We start from the raw sequence: 18,454 nt of genomic DNA, 5'->3' as shown, positions 1-18,454 counted from the left end.
CGGTACGGTCGGATCATGCCCAACCAGACGGGAACCCCCGCCGGAGAACGGCGACTCGCCGTGCTCGAAGGCGTTCTCGAGCGGATCACGTACGCCAACGAGGAGAACGGCTACACGGTCGCCCGGGTCGACACCGGCAGAGGCGGCGGCGATCTGCTCACGGTCGTGGGCGCGCTGCTCGGCGCCCAGGTAGGGGAGTCCCTGCGCATGGAGGGCCGCTGGGGCTCGCATCCCCAGTACGGCAAGCAGTTCCACGTGGAGAACTACACGACGGTCCTGCCCGCCACCGTCCAGGGCATCCGCCGCTACCTCGGCTCCGGCCTGGTCAAGGGCATCGGCCCGGTGTTCGCCGACCGGATCACGCAGCACTTCGGGCTGGACACCCTCCAGATCATCGAGGAGGAGCCCAAGCGGCTCATCGAGGTCCCGGGCCTCGGGCCCAAGCGGACGAAGAAGATCGCCGACGCCTGGGAGGAACAGAAGGCCATCAAGGAGGTCATGCTCTTCCTCCAGACGGTCGAGGTGTCCACGTCCATCGCGGTGCGGATCTACAAGAAGTACGGCGACGCGTCCATCTCCGTGGTGAAGAACCAGCCCTACCGCCTCGCCGCCGATGTCTGGGGGATCGGTTTCCTCACCGCCGACAAGATCGCCCAGTCCGTCGGCATCCCGCACGACAGCCCGGAGCGCGTCAAGGCGGGCCTGCAGTACGCGCTGTCGCAGTCCACCGACCAGGGCCACTGCTTCCTCCCGGAGGAACAGCTGATCAAGGACGCGGTCAAGCTCCTCCAGGTCGACACGGGCCTGGTCATCGAGTGCCTCGCCGAGCTGGCCGGGCCTCCGGAGGACGGCGAGGACCCCGGCGTCGTACGGGAGAGGGTCCCGGGCCCTGACGGCGGCGAGCCCGTCACCGCGGTCTACCTCGTGCCCTTCCACCGCGCCGAACTCTCCCTCTCCGCCCAGCTGCTGCGCCTCCTCCGCACGGAGGAGGACCGGATGCCGGGCTTCCGGGCGGTGGCCTGGGACAAGGCCCTCGGCTGGCTGAGAACACGCACCGGCGTCGACCTCGCCCCCGAGCAGGAGGCCGCCGTCAAGCTCGCCCTGACCGAGAAGGTCGCCGTCCTCACCGGCGGCCCCGGCTGCGGCAAGTCCTTCACGGTCCGCTCCATCGTGGAGCTGGCCCGCGCGAAGAAGGCGAAGGTCGTGCTCGCCGCCCCGACCGGCCGGGCCGCCAAGCGCCTGTCCGAGCTCACCGGCGCCGAGGCCTCCACGGTCCACCGCCTGCTGGAGCTGAAGCCCGGCGGCGACGCGGCCTACGACCGGGACCGCCCGCTGGACGCCGACCTGGTGGTGGTCGACGAGGCGTCCATGCTGGACCTTCTCCTCGCCAACAAGCTGGTGAAGGCCGTCCCTCCGGGGGCGCATCTGCTCTTCGTCGGGGACGTGGACCAGCTGCCCAGTGTCGGCGCGGGGGAGGTGCTGCGCGACCTCCTGGCGGACGGGGGCCCGATCCCCGCCGTCCGCCTCACCCGGGTCTTCCGCCAGGCCCAGCAGTCGGGCGTCGTGACGAACGCGCACCGGATCAACGCCGGCCAACACCCCCTCACGGACGGCATGAAGGACTTCTTCCTCTTCGTCGAGGACGACACGGAGGAGGCGGGGCGGCTCACGGTGGACGTGGCGGCGCGGCGGATCCCCGCCAAGTTCGGGCTGGACCCGCGCCGGGACGTGCAGGTCCTCGCCCCCATGCACCGGGGCCCGGCGGGCGCGGGCACTCTCAACGGCCTGCTTCAGCAGGCCATCACACCGGCCCGCCCCGACCTTCCCGAGAAGCGGTTCGGCGGTCGCGTCTTCCGCGTCGGCGACAAGGTCACGCAGATCCGCAATAACTACGAGAAGGGCGAGAACGGCGTCTTCAACGGCACGGTGGGCGTGGTGACTTCCCTCAACCTCGACGACCAGCGGTTGACGGTGCGGACGGACGAGGACGAGGAGGTGCCGTACGAGTTCGACGAACTCGACGAGCTGGCCCACGCGTACGCGGTGACGATCCACCGCTCCCAGGGCAGTGAGTACCCCGCTGTCGTCATCCCGGTCACCACCGGGGCCTGGATGATGCTCCAGCGCAACCTGCTGTACACGGCGGTCACTCGGGCGAAGAAGCTGGTGGTGCTGGTCGGTTCGCGGAAGGCCCTGGGCCAGGCGGTCCGTACGGTGTCCGCCGGGCGGCGGTGCACGGCGCTGGACTTCCGTCTGGCCGGGGGCCGGCTCCCGGACGAATCAAACTGACGCCGACGTGTTCACGCGCTGCCGGGCGAACGCCGTCCTGCCCTGCTGTCGGAGTGGTCGTGGCAGGTGCAGTCGCCGCGGCCGAGAAGCCCTGCCCGGTGCAGGCACTCGCGCGCCGGGCCTCGGCCGGCACCCGCCGACCGAAAAATGATCGATCAAACAAGTCGGAAAGGTCACACAGTGCTTTCCTCGGGAGGGTTGGAGGGGGCAGGATGGACAGGTTGGCGGCACTCAGTGCCGCCAGTAGGCCCAATGGTCGACCCCGAGTGCACTCTCCTGCGCCAAATGGGGGATGGTAGAGACAGTCAGGGCACCTCGAAGAAGAGGCACAACGTCGGTGAGGGATGACGTGAGCGACAACTCTGTAGTACTGCGGTACGGCGACGGCGAGTACACCTACCCGGTGATCGACAGCACCGTCGGTGACAAGGGCTTCGACATCGGCAAGCTCCGCGCCCAGACCGGTCTGGTGACGCTGGACAGCGGGTACGGCAACACCGCCGCCTACAAATCCGCCATCACCTACCTGGATGGCGAAGCGGGCATCCTGCGGTACCGCGGCTACCCGATCGAGCAGCTGGCCGAGCGCTCCACCTTCCTGGAGGTCGCCTACCTGCTGATCAATGGCGAGCTGCCGACCGTCGACGAGCTCTCGACGTTCAAGAACGACATCACGCAGCACACCCTGCTGCACGAGGACGTCAAGAACTTCTACAGGGGCTTCCCCCGCGACGCCCACCCGATGGCCATGCTGTCGTCGGTCGTCTCGGCGCTGTCCACGTTCTACCAGGACAGCCACAACCCGTTCGACGAGCGCCAGCGCAACCTCTCCACGATCCGCCTGCTCGCCAAGCTCCCGACGATCGCGGCGTACGCGTACAAGAAGTCGATCGGTCACCCGTTCGTCTACCCGCGCAACGACCTCGGCTACGTCGAGAACTTCCTCCGGATGACCTTCTCGGTCCCGGCGCAGGAGTACGACCTGGACCCGACCGTGGTCTCCGCGCTCGACAAGCTGCTGATCCTGCACGCGGACCACGAGCAGAACTGCTCGACCTCCACGGTCCGCCTGGTCGGTTCCTCGCAGGCGAACATGTTCGCCTCGATCTCCGCCGGCATCAACGCGCTCTGGGGCCCGCTGCACGGCGGCGCCAACCAGTCCGTGCTGGAGATGCTGGAGGGCATCCGCGACTCCGGCGGCGACGTCGACTCCTTCATCCGCAAGGTGAAGAACAAGGAGGACGGCGTCCGCCTGATGGGCTTCGGCCACCGGGTCTACAAGAACTTCGACCCGCGCGCCAAGATCATCAAGGCCGCCGCGCACGACGTGCTGTCCGCCCTCGGCAAGTCCGACGAGCTGCTGGACATCGCGCTGAAGCTGGAGGAGCACGCGCTCTCCGACGACTACTTCGTCTCGCGCAGCCTCTACCCGAACGTCGACTTCTACACCGGCCTGATCTACCGGGCCATGGGCTTCCCGACCGAGATGTTCACGGTCCTGTTCGCCCTCGGCCGGCTGCCGGGCTGGATCGCCCAGTGGCACGAGATGATCAAGGAGCCGGGCTCCCGCATCGGCCGCCCGCGCCAGATCTACACGGGCGTCGTCGAGCGCGACTTCGTGCCCGTCGAGCAGCGCTGAGGCGCAGTACCGCTCGGCCCCCGTATCCGCGCTCGTGCGGGTGCGGGGGCTTTTGCGTGCGTGCGGAGCGGGACGGCTGTGTACGTGCGGAGCGTACGGAGCGGGACGGCTGCGTACGCGTGGAGCGAGAAGGCCCTGGGGGCGGAAAAAGAAAGAAGGCGCCCTGTCGCCGGTCCCCCCACGGGCCGACGATCAGGGCGCCTTCCCAGTCCCGGTACGGATTCCCCCCACGGGATCCGGCCGGGCGTCTGTGAGGACAGCGCCTGAATCGCTGTTGAGCGCAACGAGCAAAACTCGCCGTACTGCGGTGTGCGGTCTGCCGGGACAGCGCACTACCGGGAGGGCCGCTCAAAGCTTCCCGGTGTACGTGCCCCGGCAACGCATCTCTGGAGAAGTCCCCCAAGACATCTCCAGATGCCAGGTGGCGCCCCCCAAGACGCTCCCCGACATCGTCAACTTAGACCTTCGAACCCCTTCGATGGTTACGTTCACATCACTGTGATCTGCGTCTCTTGCGTATGTCCGTAAGGTACGCAAGAGCCCGGGTATGCCGCTTGGGGCTCAAGCGTAAGGATGATGCGCGAGCCTTGTGAAGAGCTTATGTGAGCCGGGCTCGGGACTCCAGAGGGGCTCATATCACGTTCGCCGTGAACTTAGGGCGAATTCGGGCGACTTCACCGGAATGTCCGCAGTCGGAGACTGTTCGTGACGACGAAGACCGACGAAAAGGCCATCGCGGCCCCGGCGATCATCGGGTTCAGCAGTCCCGCGGCGGCCAGCGGCAGCGCGGCCACGTTGTAGCCGAAGGCCCAGACGAGGTTGCCCTTGATCGTGGCCAGCGTCCGGCGCGACAGCCGGATCGCGTCCGCGGCCACCCGCAAGTCGCCGCGGACCAGTGTCAGATCGCCCGCCTCGATCGCCGCGTCCGTCCCGGTGCCCATGGCCAGGCCCAGATCGGCGGTGGCGAGCGCGGCCGCGTCGTTGACGCCGTCGCCCACCATGGCGACGACCCGCCCCTCGGCCTGCAACCGCCGTACGGCGTCGACCTTGTCCTCGGGCAGGACCTCCGCGATGACCTGGTCGATCCCGACGGCCTCGGCCACCGCTTCGGCCACCGCCCGGTTGTCCCCGGTCAGCAGGACCGGTGTGAGCCCCAGCGCGCGCAGCTCCCGCACCGCCTCGGCACTGGTCTCCTTGACCGCGTCCGCCACGGACAGCACGGCCCGCGCCGCCCCGTCCCAGCCGGCCAGTACGGCCGTACGGCCCGCCCGCTCGGCCTCGTCCCGCGCGCGGGCCAGCTCGGGCGGTACGTCGTCGAAGAGCCGCCCCACGGCGACCTCACGGCCCTCCACACGCCCCCATACGCCCCGCCCGGGGACGCTCTCGAAGCTCTCGACGTCCGGGAGCCGTCCGGCCCTCTCCTCGGCGCCCAGCGCGATCGCACGGGCCACGGGGTGCTCCGAGGCGTGCTCCACGGCGCCCGCCAGCCGCAGCACCTCCTTCTCGTCGGCGCCCTCGGCGACGTGCACTTCCTGGAGGGTCATCCGGCCCGTGGTGACCGTGCCGGTCTTGTCCAGGACGACCGTGTCGATCCGGCGCGTGGACTCCAGGACCTCCGGGCCCTTGATGAGGATGCCGAGCTGGGCACCACGGCCCGTGCCGACCATCAGCGCGGTCGGGGTTGCCAGGCCCAGCGCGCACGGACAGGCGATGATCAGGACCGCGACCGCGGCGGTGAACGCGGCGACGCCGTCACCGGTCGTCCCCAGCCACGCCCCGGCCGTGGCGGCGGCGATCAGCAGGACCACCGGCACGAAGATCCCGGAGATCCGGTCGGCGAGCCGCTGCACCTCGGCCTTGCCGTTCTGTGCGTCCTCCACCAGCTTCGCCATCCGCGCGAGCCGGGTGTCGGCGCCGATCCGGGTCGCCTCGACGACGAGCCGTCCGCCCGCGTTGACCGTCGCGCCGGTGACCGCGTCCCCGGCCGCCACGTCCACCGGCACCGACTCGCCGGTCAGCATCGAGGCGTCCACCGCCGAGGCGCCCTCGACGACCGTGCCGTCGGTGGCGATCTTCTCGCCGGGCCGTACGACGAACCGGTCGCCGACGGCCAGCCGCTGCGCCGGGATCCGCACCTCGCGCCCGTCCTGCAGTACGGCGACGTCCTTGGCGCCCAGCTCCATGAGCGCGCGCAGGGCGGCTCCCGCACGGCGCTTGGAGCGGGCCTCCAGGTAACGGCCCAGCAGGATGAAGGCGGTGACGCCGGAGGCGACCTCCAGGTAGATCGAGGAGGCGCCGCCGCCGCGCGAGACCGTGAACTCGAAGGGGTGCCGCATGCCGGGCATGCCCGCGTCGCCGAGGAACAGGGCCCACAGGGACCAGCCGAACGCGGCCAGCGTGCCGAGGGAGACCAGCGTGTCCATGGTGGCGGCACCGTGCCGGGCGTTCGTCCAGGCCGCCCGGTGGAACGGCAGCCCGCCCCAGACGACGACCGGGGCGGCGAGGGTGAGCGAGAGCCACTGCCAGTTGTCGAACTGGAGCGCCGGGACCATCGCCAGCAGGACGACCGGGACGGCGAGGGCGGCGGAGACGACGAGGCGGCGGCGGAGAGCCGACAGTTCGGGGTCCTCCCCGTCGGGGCGCGTCCCCTCGGCGGCGGGCTCCTCCTCGCGCGCGGGCGCGGGCTCCTCGGCGGTGTACCCGGTCTTCACCACGGTCGCGATCAGGTCGGCGACCTCGATGCCCGCGGGGTAGGTGACCCGGGCCTTCTCCGTCGCGTAGTTCACCGTGGCGGTGACGCCGTCCATGCGGTTGAGCTTCTTCTCCACGCGGGCCGCGCAGGAGGCGCAGGTCATCCCGCCGATGAGCAGCTCGGCCTCGGCGAGCGCCGGTTCGCGGTCCGTCGGCGCCTTGGCGGTGGTGCTGGTCATGTCCGTACTCCAGGTGGTGCGGGGCGCCCGGGAAGCGGAACGGGCCCTACGGGCCGGGGGCGGCGCGTACGGCCCGTACGCCGGTACGAGTGCCAGGCCCGGGATGTCTCAGGCCTGCGCGTCCCGGGCTTTTGCGACCGGGCCGGGCTGTTGGAGCCGGCTCGGGCCCTTGAACCCGGCCCGGGGCCTCGGGCCCGGCTCCGGTCGACCCGGGCTCTTGGAGCCGGCTCAGGCCTTCCCGGCCAGCTCGTATCCGGCCTCGTCGACGGCGGCGCGTACGGCCTCGTCGTCGAGCGGGGTGGCCGAGACGACGGTGACCTCGCCGGTCGAGGCGACGGCCGTCACCGAACTGACGCCGGAGATCTGGGAGATCTCGCCGGAGACGGCACCCTCGCAGTGTCCGCAGCTCATGCCGCTCACCTTGTAGACGGTGGTGACGGGGCCCGTGGTGTCGGTCTGGGCGGTCATGTCGTTACTCCTCGTCGAGGCATGTGGGGCAATGGGGACCCGTGGGGTCCGCATACACCAACTGTACCCCTAGGGGGTATCAGTTCACGAGGTCCCCGGCCAGGGGTCGCAAGTAGCGCAGGAGGGCGTCCTTCAGCTCCTGGACGTAGGCCTCGCGTTCGGCGCCCTCATGGGCCAGGACCAGCTCCAGGCCCGCCTTGTAGATGCCGACGCACATCTGGGCGGCGCGGGCGACGGCCGGGGCGGGGGCGTCGGGGGTGAACGGCGCGAGGAGTGCCTCGACCCGGGCGGCCAGCGTGCGGTGCAGCGCGTCGTGCTCCTCGGCGATGCGTCCCGGGATGTCGGAGCCGTGCATCAGCGCGAAGAAGGCCGGGTGGCGGCAGTTGAACTCGATGAAGCGGTCGACGGTCCCGGCGATCACGTCCTCGATCGGGGTCGCCGCGGGGTCGATCGGGGCGAGGACCTCGTCGTAGGACTGCCGCATCTCGTGCATGAGCCGGCTGCCCAGCTCGATCGCGATCGCTTCCTTGTTCGGGAAGAACTGGTACAGCGTCCCCGGCGAGACGCCCGCCTCGCGGGCGATGGCGTTGGTGCTGGCGGCCGTGTAGCCGGTCGTGGAGAAGACGGTGGCGGCGGCGTCGAGGAGCTGGGCGATCCGGCGCTCGCCGCGCGCCTGGCGGCGGCGCGGCCGGTCCTCGGCCGCCGTCGTGGTCTCCGTTCCGGGTTTCGCTGTTCCGGGCTTCTCGGTCTTCTCGGGCACGCGTTTTCCCCAGGTCTCAGAACGCGATTGACAAACGCGAGCGGTCGCTCGCATTCTGGAGTCGGCAGAAATGCGAGCGATCTCTCGTGTTTGCCAGTCTACGGCAGCCCCGTGCTGTTCAGGCTGCGCCTGAACACGGGTCACGGTGAAGGGGACACCGCACGATGACCGAAGTCAACGCACCACCACGCCTCGGAGCCTGGACCCGCTTCGTCACGGCCCGGCCCAGGCTGTCACTGCTGTTGGCCCTGGTCCTCACCGCGCTCGCGGTGCTGGCCGGCAGCGGCGTCGCCGACCGGCTCGGCGCCGGCGGCTGGGAGGACCCGGCCGCCGAGTCCACGTACGCGACCAAGGCCCTGGAGCGCGAGTTCCCCGGCTCCCAGCCCAACCTCCTGCTCCTGGTCGACGCGGGCGACGCCTCGGTCGACGACCCGGCCGTCGCCGCCCGGGCCGAGCGTCTCGCCGAGCGACTGGCGAACGAGAAGGGCGTCACCGGCGTCGGCTCCTACTGGCAGTCCGGCACCCCCGCCCTGCGCGCCGAGGACGGCCATGAGGCGCTGATAGCCGCCCGCATCACGGGCGACGAGAAGACCGCCGGCGAGACCCTGGAGCGCATCGCGCCCCACTACCGCGGGGTGCACGGCCCGGTGGAGGTCACCGTCGGCGGCCCGGTCGCCGTGCGGCACGAGATGCAGACGATCATCCAGGAGGACCTGACCCGGGCGGAGCTCATCGCCCTGCCGGTGACGCTCGTGCTGCTGGTGATGGTCTTCGGCAGCGCCGTCGCGGCCCTGCTGCCGCTCGGCATCGGCATCGTCGCCATCCTCGGGACGAACGCGATCCTGCGCGCCCTCACCGAGCTCACCGACGTGTCCGTGTTCGCGATCAACCTCACCACGGCCCTCGGCCTCGGCTTGGCCGTCGACTACGCGCTGTTCATCGTCCGCCGCTTCCGCGAGGAGCTGTCCACCGGCGCCGAGCCCCTGACCGCCATCGGCACGACGCTGCGCACCGCCGGCCGCACGGTGCTGTTCTCCGCCCTCACGGTCGCGGTGTCCCTGGCGGCGATGCTGGTCTTCCCGCAGTACTTCCTGCGGTCCTTCGCCTACGCCGGGATCGCCGTGGTGCTGCTGGCCGCGGCCGCCGCGCTGATCCTGCTCCCGGCGGCGCTGATGCTGCTGGGCCACCGGGTCAACTCCCTGGACCTGCGCCGCCTGTTCCGGCGCGGACAGCGGCCGGAGCCCGCCGGGGAGGAGGGCAGGGCCTGGGCGCGCTCGGCGTCGCTCGTCATGCGCCGCGCCCCGTTCTTCGCCCTGGGGACCACAGCCGTCCTCGTCCTGCTCGGACTGCCCTTCCTGGGCGTGAGGTTCGGCACCGCTGACGACCGTCAGCTGCCCTCGACGTCCGAGTCCCACGTCGTGCAGCAGCACATCCGGGAAGGCTTCCCGGGCAGCCCCGGCGGCGGCCTCGAAGTGCTCGCCGAGGGCCGCGCGACCGAGGCGCAGTACGGCGCCTACAAGGAGCGGATCGCCGGACTGCCCGATGTGCTGCGGGTCGACGGGCCGCTGGTGAAGGGCGACTCGGCGTACTTCACGGTGCTGCCGGAGGGCGAGGCGGTCGACGACCCGGCCCAGCGCCTCGTCGGCGACCTGCGCGAGGTCCGGGCCCCCTTCGACACCAAGGTGACCGGCACGGCGGCCGTCCTGGTCGACTCCAAGGACGCCATAGGCGAACGCCTGCCGCTCGCGGCCGTCTTCATCACGATCGTCACCCTGCTCCTGGTCTTCCTCCTCACGGGCAGCGTGCTGATACCGGTCCAGGCGGTCGTGCTCAACGCGCTCAGCCTGACGGCCATGTTCGGCGCGGTCGTCTGGATCTTCCAGGACGGCCATCTCTCCGGCCTGCTCGGCTTCACCAGCCCCGGCTCCATCGAGACGACCCTCCCGGTCCTGATGTTCTGCGTGGCCTTCGGCCTGTCCATGGACTACGGCGTGTTCCTGCTCTCCCGCATCAAGGAGGAGTACGACCACACCGGCGACCACGACCAGGCCGTCCGCCACGGACTCCAGCGCACCGGCGGGCTGATCACGGCGGCGGCGGTCATCCTGGCCGTGGTCATGGTCGCGATCGGCACGTCCCGGGTCACCAACACCAAGATGCTCGGCCTGGGCATCGCCCTGGCGGTCCTGATGGACGCCATGATCGTCCGCAGTCTCCTGGTCCCGGCGGTCATGCGCCTCACCGGCCGCGCCACCTGGTGGGCCCCGGGCCCCCTGCGCCGCTTCCACGAACGCTTCGGCCTGAGCGAGGCGGACCAGGAGCCGGCCGGAAACCCGGAACCGGCCAGGGACAAGGTCGGAGCCCCGGGCTGAGGTCTGGGTGTGCCAGGCCCGCAGGGCACGGGCTAGCGTTCCCCGAGACGCTGACTGCCCGGGGCACCAGGACACCCGGCGACCCCGGATACGAACGAAGGGCGGGCAGATGCATGCGGGCCGTGGTGTTCGAGCGGTACGGGGAGCCGGCCGAGGTGCGGGACGTCGCCGATCCGGAGCCCGCGGAGCACGGGGTCGTCGTGCGGGTCGAGGCCACGGGGCTGTGCCGCAGCGACTGGCACGGCTGGCAGGGCCACGACCCGGACATCGTGCTGCCGCACGTGCCGGGGCATGAACTCGCCGGGGTCGTCGAGGCGGTGGGCGACCGGGTGGCCCGCTGGCGGCCCGGCGACCGGGTCACCGTGCCGTTCATCTGCGCCTGCGGCACCTGCCCGTCCTGCGCGGCGGGTGACCACCAGGTGTGCGAGCGGCAGACCCAGCCCGGCTTCTCGCACTGGGGCTCCTTCGCCCAGTACGTGGCCCTGGCCCACGCCGACGTCAACCTCGTGGCCATCCCTGAGGACCTGTCGTTCGCGACGGCGGCCTCCCTCGGCTGCCGGTTCGCCACGGCGTACCGAGCGGTGGTGCGGCAGGGCCGGGTCGCGGCGGGGGAGTGGGTCGCGGTGCACGGCTGCGGCGGGGTCGGCCTCTCCGCGGTGATGATCGCGGCGGCGTCGGGCGCGCGGGTCGTGGCCGTCGACGTGTCGGACCGGGCGCTGGACCTGGCGCGGGAGTTCGGGGCGGCGCGGTGCCTGGACGCGTCGGCCGTGCCGGACCCCGCGGCGGCGGTCCGTGACCTCACCGGCGGCGGTGCCCATCTCTCCCTCGACGCCCTCGGCTCACCCGCCACCTGCGCCGCCTCCGTCAACGGCCTGCGCCGCCGCGGCCGGCACGTCCAGGTGGGCCTGCTGCCCTCGCCGACCGGCACGACACCCGTGCCGATGGCCCGCGCGATCGCCCTGGAGCTCGAACTCCTCGGCAGCCACGGCATGGCCGCGCACGCCTACCCGCCGATGCTGGAGCTGGTCCGCGGCGGCGTCCTGCGCCCCGACCTGCTGGTGACGTCCAGGATCCCGCTGGACGAGGCCCCGCCCGCGCTGGCGGCGATGGGGACGGCGCCACCGGCGGGCGCGACGGTCATCGAGCCGTGGCGCTGATCCTCCCCGAAAACACCCCGTGCCGCACGCGACGGTGGGGCGCGGGGCCGGGACGGAAAGGTCAGTCGGCTCTTCGGGCACGGTTGCCGGGCCTGGAAGCCACCCAGGCCCGGACCGTGTCGGCGTACCAGTAGGGCTTGCCGCTCTCGACGTGGTCGGGCGGCGGCAGCAGGCCGTGCTTGCGGTAGGACCGCACGGTGTCCGGCTGCACCCGGATGTGTGCAGCGATCTCCTTGTAGGACCAGAGCCTTCGGTCGGTCATGACGTGCCCCTCCCCGCGCGCACCACGGCGGCGACCGGGGACGGCCGTCCGGGGGAGCCGGGCGCTGCGCTGGCGATCAACAAGCCTGTGTCCGGACAACGACGCTCCGGTGACACGGGGCAGCGCCTGTGCGCGGGGTGTGACGGAAGACCCGCGCAGATGCGACACATGTGACAGGAAGCGGGTGTTTGTGACACAGCCGGGGCAAAGGCGCGCGCCGGAGCTCCGGCGAGGCGCCTTGACGCGGCACCGGGCGAAGACTGGGAACTGAGCAGGCACGCACAGCGGACACATCGCGACTCGCCGAAAGCGCTGTCATGATCTGGTCCGAATGTCCGGACAAAACATTGACAGGGCTTCGGGAAGGGGGCTACAAAGCCGGGGAGAGCCGACACGAGGGGAAGCCGATGGCGTACGACCTGATCACCATGGGGCGCATCGGAGTGGATCTGTATCCGCTCCAGACGGGCGTCCCGCTGCCGCAGGTCACGTCCTTCGGCAAGTTCCTCGGCGGCTCGGCCACGAACGTCGCGGTCGCCGCCGCCCGCCTGGGGCGGGGGACCGCGGTGATCACCCGCACCGGCGACGACCCCTTCGGCACCTACCTGCACGAGGCCCTGAAGGGCTTCGGCGTGGACGACCGCTGGGTCACCCCGGTCCCCGGCCTGCCCACCCCGGTCACCTTCTGCGAGGTCTTCCCGCCGGACGACTTCCCGCTGTACTTCTACCGGCAGCCCAAGGCCCCCGACCTGGAGATCGACGCCCACGAGCTCGACCTCGACGCCATCCGCGACGCCCGCGTCTTCTGGGTCACGGGCACGGGCCTGAGCGAGGAGCCGAGCCGTACGGCGACCCTCGCGGCCCTCGCCCACCGCGCCAAGTCCGGTACGACGGTCTTCGACCTCGACTGGCGCCCGATGTTCTGGACCGACCCCGACGCGGCCCGCCCCTTCTACCAGGAGGCCCTGCGCCACACCACCGTCGCCGTCGGCAACCTCGACGAGGTGGAGGTCGCCACCGGCGTGCGCGAGCCCCACGCCGCCGCCCGTGCCCTCCTGGACGCCGGTGTCGAGCTGGCCGTCGTCAAGCAGGGCCCCAAGGGCGTCCTGGCCGTGAACCGCGACGGTGAGAGCGCCGAGGTCCCGCCGCTGCCCGTGAACGTCCTCAACGGCCTCGGCGCCGGCGACGCCTTCGGCGGCTGCCTCGTCCACGGCCTGCTGGCCGGCTGGGACCTGGAGAAGACCATGCGGCACGCCAACGCCGCCGGCGCCATCGTCGCCTCCCGCCTGGAGTGCTCGTCCGCGATGCCCACCCCGGACGAGATCGAGGCGGCCGTCACCGCGGGGGCCGTCAAGTGACCGTCGACGTCTCCGAACTCGTCCGCCTCCGCAGCCGCCGCCCGGAGGCGATCGCCGAGGCCGCCGCCCGCCGCACCCGCCGTTCCCTGCTGAACGACAACGGCCGGCTGATGATCGTCGCCGCCGACCACCCGGCCCGCGGCGCCCTCGGCGTCGGCGGCCGCAGCATGGCCATGGCCAACCGCGCCGACCTGCTCGAACGCCTCTGCCTGGCCCTGTCCCGCCCCGGCGTGGACGGCGTCCTCGCCACCGCCGACATCCTCGACGACCTGCTCCTGCTCGGCGCCCTCGACGGCAAGGTCGTCCTGGGCTCGATGAACCGCGGCGGCCTCCAGGGCGCGCGCTTCGAACTCGACGACCGCTTCACCGGCCACCGCCCCGAGGACATCGAGCGCCTCGGCTTCGACGCGGGCAAGCTGCTGCTGCGCATCGACTACGACGACCCGGGCTCCCTCACCACCCTGGAGTCCACCGCCCGTGCCATCGACGACATGGCCGCCCGCCGGCTCCCCGTCTTCGTCGAGCCGTTCATCTCCCGCCGCGACGAGACGGGCAGGCTGCGCAACGACCTGTCCGCCGAGGCCGTCACCCGTTCCATCGCCATCGCCTCGGGTCTGGGCGGCAGTTCCGCCTACACCTGGCTGAAGGTGCCGGTCACCGACAACCCCGACGACATGGCCGAGGTCATGACCGCCTCCACGCTGCCCGCCGTACTGCTGGGCGGCGAGGTGAGCGACGACCAGGACGGGGCGTACGAGAAGTGGCGCGGCGCCCTGCAACTGCCCACCGTGCGCGGGCTGGTGGTCGGCCGGTCGCTGCTGTACCCGGCGGACGGCGACGTGGCCGCCGCCGTGGACACCGCCGTAGGACTGCTGTGAGGGCCGTTTCATGACCAGTGAGCTGTACGTCCCCAAGGGCACCACCACCGACGTGAACTACGTCCTGGACATCGACCCCAAGCGGGCCGGCTGGACGCACAGCAGCCTGCGGATCGTGGAGCTCGCACCGGGCGGCACCCACACCTTCACCACCGGGGACAGCGAATGGATCGTGCTGCCCCTGACCGGCGCGTGCACCGTGCGCGTCGAGAACGAGGAGTTCCACCTCTCGGGCAGACAGAGCGTGTTCGCGTCGGTCACCGACTTCGCGTACGCGCCCCGTGACGCCCGGGCCCAGATCGCCTCCGGCGCGGGAGGCCGCTTTGCTTTGGCAGGAGCGAAGTGCGAGCGACAACTCCCCGCCCGCTACGGCCCCGCGCCGGAGGTCCCCGTCGAACAGCGCGGCAGCGGCACCTGCACACGCCACGTCCGCAACTTCGCCTCGGCGGACGCCTTCGACTGCGACAAGCTCATCGCGGTCGAGGTGATCACACCCGGCGGCAACTGGTCGTCGTACCCGCCGCACAAGCACGACGAGCACCGGCCCGGCGAGGAGGCCGAGCTGGAGGAGATCTACTACTTCGAGATCGACGGCCCGAACGGTTTCGGCTATCAGCGCGTATTCCCCTCGCGTGAGGGCGGATCCGACGTCCTCACGGAGGTCCGCTCCGGCGACGCCGTCCTCGTCCCCGACGGATGGCACGGCCCGTCCATCGCCCAGCCCGGCCACGACATGTACTACCTGAATGTCATGGCCGGTCCCGGCGAGACGCGGGAGTGGCGGATCTGCTTCCACCCGGACCACACGGAGGGTTACCGATGACGACCCGGCTGACCGTCGCGCAAGCGCTGGTCCGTTTCCTCACCGCCCAGTACACCGAACGCGACGGCGTACGGCAGCGGCTCATCGGCGCCACCTGGGGCATCTTCGGCCACGGCAACGTCGCCGGCATCGGCCAGGCGCTCGTGGAGCACACCGACGCGATGCCGTACCACCAGGGCCGCAACGAACAGGCCATGGTGCACGCGGCGGTCGGTTACGCGCGCCAGTCCAACCGCCTGTCCACGCACGCGGTGACGACCTCCATCGGCCCGGGCGCCACCAACCTCGTCACCGGCGCGGCCCTGGCGACCATCAACCACCTGCCGGTGCTGCTCCTGCCCGGCGACATCTTCGCCACCCGCCCCGCCGACCCGGTCCTCCAGCAGCTCGAGGTGCCGTACGCGGGCGACGTGTCGGTCAACGACTGCCTGCGCCCGGTGTCGAGGTTCTTCGACCGGATCACCCGGCCGGAGGCCCTGATCCCCTCGGCGCTGAACGCGATGCGCGTGCTCACCGACCCCGTCGAGACCGGCGCCGTCACCCTCGCCCTGCCCCAGGACGTGCAGGCGGAGGCGTACGACTGGCCCGACGACTTCTTCGCCGAGCGCACCTGGACCGTACGGCGTCCCGGCGCCGACCCGGCGGAACTCGCCGAGGCGGTACGGCTCATCCGCGCGGCGAAGAGGCCCCTGGTCGTCGCCGGCGGCGGCGTCCACCACAGCCGCGCCGAGGAGGCGCTCGCCGAGTTCGCCGAGACCACCGGCATCCCGGTCGCCTCCACCCAGGCCGGCAAGGGCTCCCTGCGCCACGACCATCCCCAGGACGTCGGCGGCATCGGCCACACCGGCACGGCCACCGCGGACGAACTCGCCCGCACCGCCGACCTGGTGATCGGCGTCGGCACCCGTTACACCGACTTCACCACCGCCTCCGGCACCCTCTTCACCGGCGAGGACGTCCGGTTCCTCAACCTCAACATCGCCTCCTTCGACGGCCACAAGCTCGCCGGGCAGCCCCTGATCGCGGACGCCCGCACCGGCCTGGAGGAGCTGACCGAGCGGCTGGAGATGCACGGCCACCGGGTCGCGCCGCTGTACGCCACCGAGTACACCGAGGACAAGGAGCGCTGGGAACAGCGCGTCGACGCCTGCTACGAGGTGGACGAGCCGGACACCCGCCCGACCCAGCCGCAGGTCCTCGGCGTGCTGGACGCCCTGGTCGACGAGTCGGACATCCTCATCAACGCCGCCGGCTCCCTCCCCGGCGACCTGCACAAACTGTGGCGGACCCGCTCGTACGACCAGTACCACCTGGAGTACGGCTACTCCTGCATGGGCTACGAGATCCCGGCCGCGATCGGCGTCAAGATGGCCGCTCCCGACCGGCCCGTATGGGCGCTGGTCGGCGACGGCACGTACCTGATGATGCCGACCGAGATCGTGACGGCCGTGCAGGAGGGCGTCGCGATCAAGGTCCTGATCATCCAGAACCACGGCTACGCGTCCATCGGCGGACTGTCCGAGTCGGTCGGCGGCGAGCGGTTCGGCACCGCCTACCGCTTCCCGTCCGAGGACGGCACGTACACGGGGCCGCCGCTGCCGGTGGACCTCGCCGCCAACGCGGCCAGCCTCGGCATGCGCGTCCTGCGCGCGAAGTCCGTACGGGACCTGCGGGAGGCGCTCGCCGAGGCCCGGGCCGCCGACACTCCCACATGTGTCTATGTGGAGACCCAAACGGCAGACACAGTGTCGGGCGCGCCTCCCGCCCAGGCCTGGTGGGATGTACCCGTGGCCGAGACCGCGACACGGCCGTCCGCGGTCAAGGCACGTGAGCTGTACGAACGGCACGTCTCCACCCGACGCCGCCATCTGTGAAGGAGTTCCCGGCCATGACGAAGATCGTCAACCACTGGATCGGCGGCAAGACCGTCGAAGGCGCCTCGGGCACGCACGGGCCGGTGACCGATCCGGCGACCGGCGAGGTGACGACGAAGGTCGCGTTCGCCTCGGTCGACGAGGTGGACGCGGCGGTCGCCGCCGCCAAGCAGGCCTTCGCCACCTGGGGCCAGTCCTCGCTGGCCCAGCGGACCTCGATCCTCTTCAGGTTCCGGGCGCTGCTCGACGCGCACCGCGACGAGATCGCCGAGCTGATCACCGCCGAGCACGGCAAGGTGCACTCCGACGCGCTCGGCGAGGTGGCGCGCGGCCTGGAGATCGTCGACCTGGCCTGCGGTATCAGCGTCCAGCTGAAGGGCGAGCTGTCCACGCAGGTCGCGAGCCGCGTCGACGTCTCCTCGATCCGCCAGCCGCTGGGCGTCGTCGCCGGCATCACGCCGTTCAACTTCCCGGCGATGGTGCCGATGTGGATGTTCCCCCTCGCCATCGCGTGCGGCAACACGTTCGTGCTGAAGCCGTCCGAGAAGGACCCGTCGGCGTCGGTCAGGCTCGCCGAGCTGCTCCACGAGGCCGGCCTGCCGGACGGTGTCTTCAACGTCGTCCACGGCGACAAGGTGGCCGTCGACCGCCTGCTGGAGCACCCCGACGTCAAGGCGGTCTCCTTCGTCGGCTCGACCCCGATCGCCCGCTACATCCACACCACCGCCTCCGCCAACGGCAAGCGCGTCCAGGCGCTCGGCGGCGCCAAGAACCACATGCTGGTCCTCCCGGACGCCGACCTCGACGCCGCGGCCGACGCCGCCGTGTCCGCCGCCTACGGCTCGGCCGGCGAGCGCTGCATGGCCATCTCGGCGGTGGTCGCGGTCGGCGCGATCGGCGACGAGCTGGTGCAGAAGATCCGCGAGCGCGCCGAGAAGATCAAGATCGGTCCCGGCAACGACCCCACCTCCGAGATGGGCCCGCTGATCACCAAGGTCCACCGCGACAAGGTGGCCACCTACGTCGAGGGCGCGGCGGCCGAGGGCGCCGAGGTGGTCCTCGACGGCACCGGCTACACCGTCGACGGCTTCGAGAACGGCCACTGGATCGGCATCTCGCTGCTCGACAAGATGCCCACGTCCGCGAAGGCCTACCAGGACGAGATCTTCGGCCCGGTCCTGTGCGTGCTGCGCACGGAGACCTACGAGGAGGCCCTGGACATCGTCAACGCCTCGCCGTTCGGCAACGGCACCGCGATCTTCACCCGGGACGGCGGCGCGGCCCGCCGCTTCCAGCTGGAGGTCGAGGCCGGCATGGTCGGCGTGAACGTCCCGATCCCGGTCCCCGTGGGCTACCACTCCTTCGGCGGCTGGAAGGACTCGCTCTTCGGCGACCACCACATCTACGGCAACGACGGCACGCACTTCTACACCCGGGGCAAGGTCGTCACCACCCGCTGGCCGGACCCGGCCGACGCCCCGGCCGGCGTGGACCTGGGCTTCCCGCGCAACCACTGAGGTCCTCAGGGGCGCGGGGAACTGCGCGAACAACCACAGCGAACCCCGCACCCGGCCGATCACCACACCGCCCGAGCTCGAAGCCGTACACCACCCGCAGTACGCCGAAACTCCGTGTACACCCCTG

Annotated in this window: 13 protein-coding genes; 9 read left to right on the top strand and 4 right to left on the bottom strand. The window is 71.3% G+C overall.

Features of this window, described 5'->3' with window-relative positions:
• Window positions 1-15 precede the first annotated feature (15 nt).
• Together recD2 and QC385_RS38645 are read left to right on the top strand one after the other, a co-directional pair.
• Window positions 16-2,289, top strand: coding sequence for an SF1B family DNA helicase RecD2 (recD2, locus tag QC385_RS38650; protein ID WP_279546083.1), 2,274 nt, complete (start codon window positions 16-18; stop codon window positions 2,287-2,289).
• 349 nt (window positions 2,290-2,638) lie between these two features.
• Window positions 2,639-3,928 (top strand): citrate synthase, encoded by a 1,290-nt coding sequence (locus QC385_RS38645; protein ID WP_279546082.1) that lies wholly within the window; start codon window positions 2,639-2,641, stop codon window positions 3,926-3,928.
• A 674-nt stretch (window positions 3,929-4,602) separates the two neighbouring features.
• Here the strand turns inward: QC385_RS38645 and QC385_RS38640 are convergent.
• From QC385_RS38640 to QC385_RS38630, 3 genes are all read right to left on the bottom strand, one after another.
• On the bottom strand, window positions 4,603-6,858 hold the full coding sequence (locus QC385_RS38640; protein WP_279546081.1) for a heavy metal translocating P-type ATPase: 2,256 nt from the start codon (window positions 6,856-6,858) through the stop codon (window positions 4,603-4,605).
• 228 nt (window positions 6,859-7,086) lie between these two features.
• The gene (locus QC385_RS38635; RefSeq protein ID WP_059415768.1) at window positions 7,087-7,326 is read right to left on the bottom strand and encodes a heavy-metal-associated domain-containing protein; all 240 of its coding nucleotides are present in this window, start codon (window positions 7,324-7,326) and stop codon (window positions 7,087-7,089) included.
• Between the two features lie 79 nt (window positions 7,327-7,405).
• Entirely contained in the window at window positions 7,406-8,086 is a 681-nt protein-coding gene (locus QC385_RS38630) for a TetR family transcriptional regulator (protein ID WP_443033100.1), read from the bottom strand.
• Between the two features lie 164 nt (window positions 8,087-8,250).
• Between QC385_RS38630 and QC385_RS38625 the strand changes: the two genes are divergently transcribed.
• Together QC385_RS38625 and QC385_RS38620 are read left to right on the top strand one after the other, a co-directional pair.
• A complete protein-coding gene (locus tag QC385_RS38625; RefSeq protein WP_279546080.1) occupies window positions 8,251-10,458 on the top strand; it encodes an MMPL family transporter in 2,208 nt (735 codons plus the stop codon).
• Between the two features lie 113 nt (window positions 10,459-10,571).
• On the top strand, window positions 10,572-11,615 hold the full coding sequence (locus QC385_RS38620) for a zinc-dependent alcohol dehydrogenase family protein (RefSeq protein ID WP_279546079.1): 1,044 nt from the start codon (window positions 10,572-10,574) through the stop codon (window positions 11,613-11,615).
• Window positions 11,616-11,676: 61 nt separating this feature from the next.
• Here the strand turns inward: QC385_RS38620 and QC385_RS38615 are convergent, their stop codons facing one another.
• A complete protein-coding gene (locus tag QC385_RS38615) occupies window positions 11,677-11,877 on the bottom strand; it encodes a helix-turn-helix transcriptional regulator (RefSeq protein ID WP_086603695.1) in 201 nt (66 codons plus the stop codon).
• Between the two features lie 407 nt (window positions 11,878-12,284).
• Here QC385_RS38615 and iolC point away from each other — a divergent pair, with 407 nt between their 5' ends.
• From iolC to mmsA, 5 genes are read left to right on the top strand one after another with little or no spacing between them, the layout of a single operon-like run.
• Entirely contained in the window at window positions 12,285-13,235 is a 951-nt protein-coding gene (iolC, locus tag QC385_RS38610; protein ID WP_279546078.1) for a 5-dehydro-2-deoxygluconokinase, read from the top strand.
• On the top strand, window positions 13,232-14,113 hold the full coding sequence (locus QC385_RS38605; RefSeq protein ID WP_279546077.1) for a Cgl0159 family (beta/alpha)8-fold protein: 882 nt from the start codon (window positions 13,232-13,234) through the stop codon (window positions 14,111-14,113). The genes iolC and QC385_RS38605 overlap by 4 nt, the downstream gene beginning before the upstream one ends.
• A 10-nt stretch (window positions 14,114-14,123) precedes the next feature.
• Complete coding sequence (gene iolB / locus QC385_RS38600; RefSeq protein WP_279546076.1) at window positions 14,124-14,936, top strand: 5-deoxy-glucuronate isomerase; 813 nt, start codon at window positions 14,124-14,126, stop codon at window positions 14,934-14,936.
• Window positions 14,933-16,810, top strand: a complete 1,878-nt coding sequence (iolD, locus tag QC385_RS38595; protein ID WP_279546075.1) for a 3D-(3,5/4)-trihydroxycyclohexane-1,2-dione acylhydrolase (decyclizing) — start codon at window positions 14,933-14,935, stop codon at window positions 16,808-16,810. The genes iolB and iolD overlap by 4 nt, the downstream gene beginning before the upstream one ends.
• Before the next feature lie 14 nt (window positions 16,811-16,824).
• Window positions 16,825-18,327 carry a CoA-acylating methylmalonate-semialdehyde dehydrogenase gene (gene mmsA / locus QC385_RS38590; protein ID WP_279546074.1) on the top strand — a complete coding sequence of 501 codons (1,503 nt, stop codon included), beginning with the start codon at window positions 16,825-16,827 and terminating at the stop codon, window positions 18,325-18,327.
• The last annotated feature ends 127 nt before the right edge of the window (window positions 18,328-18,454 follow it).

Origin of the sequence: Streptomyces sp. DH10, assembly GCF_029813805.1 — a bacterium.
GTDB lineage: Bacteria > Actinomycetota > Actinomycetes > Streptomycetales > Streptomycetaceae > Streptomyces > Streptomyces coeruleofuscus.
The sequence above is the reverse complement of the archived record's forward strand: the minus strand, read 5'-3'. Positions and strand labels throughout refer to the sequence as shown.